Source organism: Vibrio sp. M260118 (genome assembly GCF_036533755.1).
GTDB lineage: Bacteria > Pseudomonadota > Gammaproteobacteria > Enterobacterales > Vibrionaceae > Vibrio.
Genome location: NZ_JATABG010000394.1, coordinates 1 through 3,052, shown reverse-complemented (window position 1 = coordinate 3,052; position 3,052 = coordinate 1). Strand labels below are relative to the sequence as shown.

The window sequence follows — 3,052 nt, the reverse complement described above, 5'->3', positions numbered from 1 at the left end:
TTATTATATTGATTTTAAATGATTTTAGCTCCTTATTGAGGGTGGGTTTACAGTTTTTATTTACATTTGCTTAACTGTGGATTGTGTTGGGAATGTTCAAATTTACGCTTAGGTAAGCCAAGTTATTGATAGTGACACGGTAGTTAAAACAATAACGAGGAACATAAAGATGAACGATGTGCACAACCCACTTGGCACTGATGGCTTTGAGTTTGTTGAATATACAGCGGCAGATGACCAAGGTATCCAAGCCCTGAAAGACTTGTTCAATTCACTTGGGTTTGCAGAAGTGGCTAAGCACCGCTCGAAAGAGGCGTGGTTGTATCGCCAGGGTGATGTGAACTTTATTGTCAACGCACAACCTCACAGCCAAGCAGAGGCGTTTGCAAAAGTTCATGGGCCGTCAGTATGTGGCATGGCATTTAGAGTGCGTGATGCTGCGGTCGCTATGAAGCAAGCGCTTGATAATGGTGGCAAAGAGTACATCACGGAAATTGGTCCGATGGAGCTAAGCATCCCAGCGATTTACGGGATCGGAGAAAGCTTGCTCTACTTTGTTGACCGTTATGACGATGGCAGCATCTATGAAGTTGATTTCCGCTTTTACGATGATGCGCAAGTACGCTTGTCTCGAATGGATGTTGGCTTGTTCGAAATTGACCACCTGACTCACAACGTCAAGCAAGGCAACATGGACGTGTGGTCTGGTTTCTATGAGCGCATCGGCAATTTCAGAGAGATTCGCTACTTTGACATTGAAGGCAAACTCACTGGCTTGGTGAGCCGAGCAATGACAGCGCCATGTGGCAAAATCCGCATTCCTATCAATGAGTCTTCCGACGACAAGTCACAAATCGAGGAGTTTATCCGTGAGTACAACGGTGAAGGCATTCAGCACATAGCTTTAACCACCAATGACATCTACAAAACGGTACAAACCCTACGTGAGCGTGGAATGGATTTCATGCCAACCCCTGATACCTATTACGAAAAAGTAGACGAGCGAGTGAAGGGTCATACAGAAGATGTTTCCCGCTTGCGTGATTTAAGAATATTGATCGACGGAGCACCGACGAAAGATGGCATTTTGCTGCAAATCTTTACTCAAACGGTTATCGGCCCTGTGTTCTTTGAAATCATTCAACGTAAGGGTAATGAGGGCTTTGGTGAAGGTAATTTCAAGGCGCTGTTTGAGTCGATTGAAGAAGATCAGATCCGTCGCGGGGTATTAGACGATGCATAAATGGATAACATTCCCTCATCGGGAGGGAGTGTGCTCGAAGCAGGCGCACGCAGACTTTCCCGAACAGGCGATTTTTGAACGCGAAGCGGGGCGGAGCGGATTCTTTGGACCGGCTTCCCATTTTCATCACCAACATGCACCCACAGGTTGGAGTGAGTGGGAAGGGGAGCTAAAACCGCGCGCGTTTAATTTCAATTACGTTGAGCAGTCTGTGCAAGGTTCGCCTTGGTCAGTGCCGTACCTTCTTCATAATGCTAACTGCAAAGTTCGTGTTTGGAAATTCGACGCTGATATGACTCACTTGGTTCGTAATGCAGATGGCGACGAACTGCTGTTTATTCATCAAGGAAGTGCCGATCTCTATTGCGATTATGGGCATCTCGAAGTCGTCGAAGGGGATTATGTGATGATCCCTCGTTCAACCAATTGGCGCTTGGAGCCCAATGAGCCGATGTTTGTATTGATGATTGAGAACACTGACGCGGCCTATACTCTTCCAGAAAAGGGCATGGTGGGTAATCATGCGGTGTTTGATCCTGCGGTGCTGGATGTGCCGAAGATTGATCAGCAGTTTAAAGCCCAATACTCAGAAAGCTCGACCCAAGTACACATCAAACGCCACGAGCAAGTAAGCGTGGTGACTTATCCGTTTAATCCGCTTGATGCGATCGGTTGGCACGGCGACTTATCCGTAGTGCGAGTCAATTGGCGCGATATTAGGCCGCTCATGTCTCACCGCTATCACCTTCCTCCTTCAGCTCACACCACCTTCGTGGGCCAGGGTTTTGTGATTTGTACCTTTGTACCAAGACCGATTGAAAGCGATCCAGGTGCGCTTAAGGTGCCGTTTTATCACAACAATGATGATTACGATGAAGTCTTGTTCTACCACGCGGGTGACTTCTTCAGTCGCGACAACATAGAGGCGGGCATGGTGACATTTCATCCGGCAGGTTTTACTCATGGACCACATCCGAAAGCGTTTAAAGCGGGCCAAGAGTACAAGAAGAAGTTTACCGACGAAGTTGCGGTGATGATTGATACTCGCCATGCGCTTAATGTCAGCGAGGCGGCGAAACAGACAGAAAATGAAAGCTACGTTTACAGTTGGCAAGAAAAGTAAAAGGGATTGATTATGAAGTTAGCAACCTTAAAGAATGACAGTCGAGATGGCTTGCTGGTTGTGGTTAACAGAGCATTATCTAAGTGTGTTGCGGTACCAGAGGTCGCGCAAACGTTACAGGAAGCATTGGATAATTGGAGTCACGTCGAGTCGCAACTGAACGAAGTGTATTTAGCACTCAATAATGGTGAGTTAACCAGCGAAATGCCATTTGACCCAACCTTGTGTGAATCACCGCTGCCAAGGGCGTTTCAATGGGCAGACGGCTCTGCTTATGTCAATCATGTCGAGCTTGTTCGCAAAGCTCGCGGAGCAGAAATGCCGCCAAGCTTTTGGACTGATCCTTTGATGTATCAAGGTGGCTCAGACGCCTTTATTGGCCCTTGCGATGATATCCCTGTCGCCAGCGAAGAGTGGGGCATCGATTTTGAGGGGGAGGTCGCGATAGTCACCGGAGATGTCGCAATGGGCGCCTCTGCGCAAGAGGCCGCACAATCTATTCGTCTAGTTATGCTAGTCAATGACGTCTCACTTCGGGGTTTGATTCCCAACGAGCTAGCGAAAGGGTTTGGCTTCTTTCAGTCAAAACCTTCTTCTGTTTTTTCGCCAGTCGCAGTGACGCCAGATGAGTTAGGCGAAAATTGGGACGGCGGTAAGGTCAACCTTCCTCTGCTTAGCTTCTATAA

At 47.6% G+C, this 3,052-nt stretch carries 3 protein-coding genes; all 3 read left to right on the top strand.

The window, feature by feature from the left end; genetic code table 11:
• Window positions 1–169 precede the first annotated feature (169 nt).
• Window positions 170–1,243, top strand: a complete 1,074-nt coding sequence (gene hppD, locus QTO00_RS17320) for a 4-hydroxyphenylpyruvate dioxygenase (RefSeq protein ID WP_331425887.1) — start codon at window positions 170–172, stop codon at window positions 1,241–1,243.
• Complete coding sequence (locus QTO00_RS17315; RefSeq protein ID WP_331425886.1) at window positions 1,236–2,366, top strand: homogentisate 1,2-dioxygenase; 1,131 nt, start codon at window positions 1,236–1,238, stop codon at window positions 2,364–2,366. Before hppD ends, QTO00_RS17315 begins: the two co-directional genes overlap by 8 nt.
• A 12-nt stretch (window positions 2,367–2,378) precedes the next feature.
• On the top strand, window positions 2,379–3,052 hold a 674-nt coding region (locus QTO00_RS17310; RefSeq protein WP_331425885.1), incomplete at its 3' end, for a fumarylacetoacetate hydrolase family protein.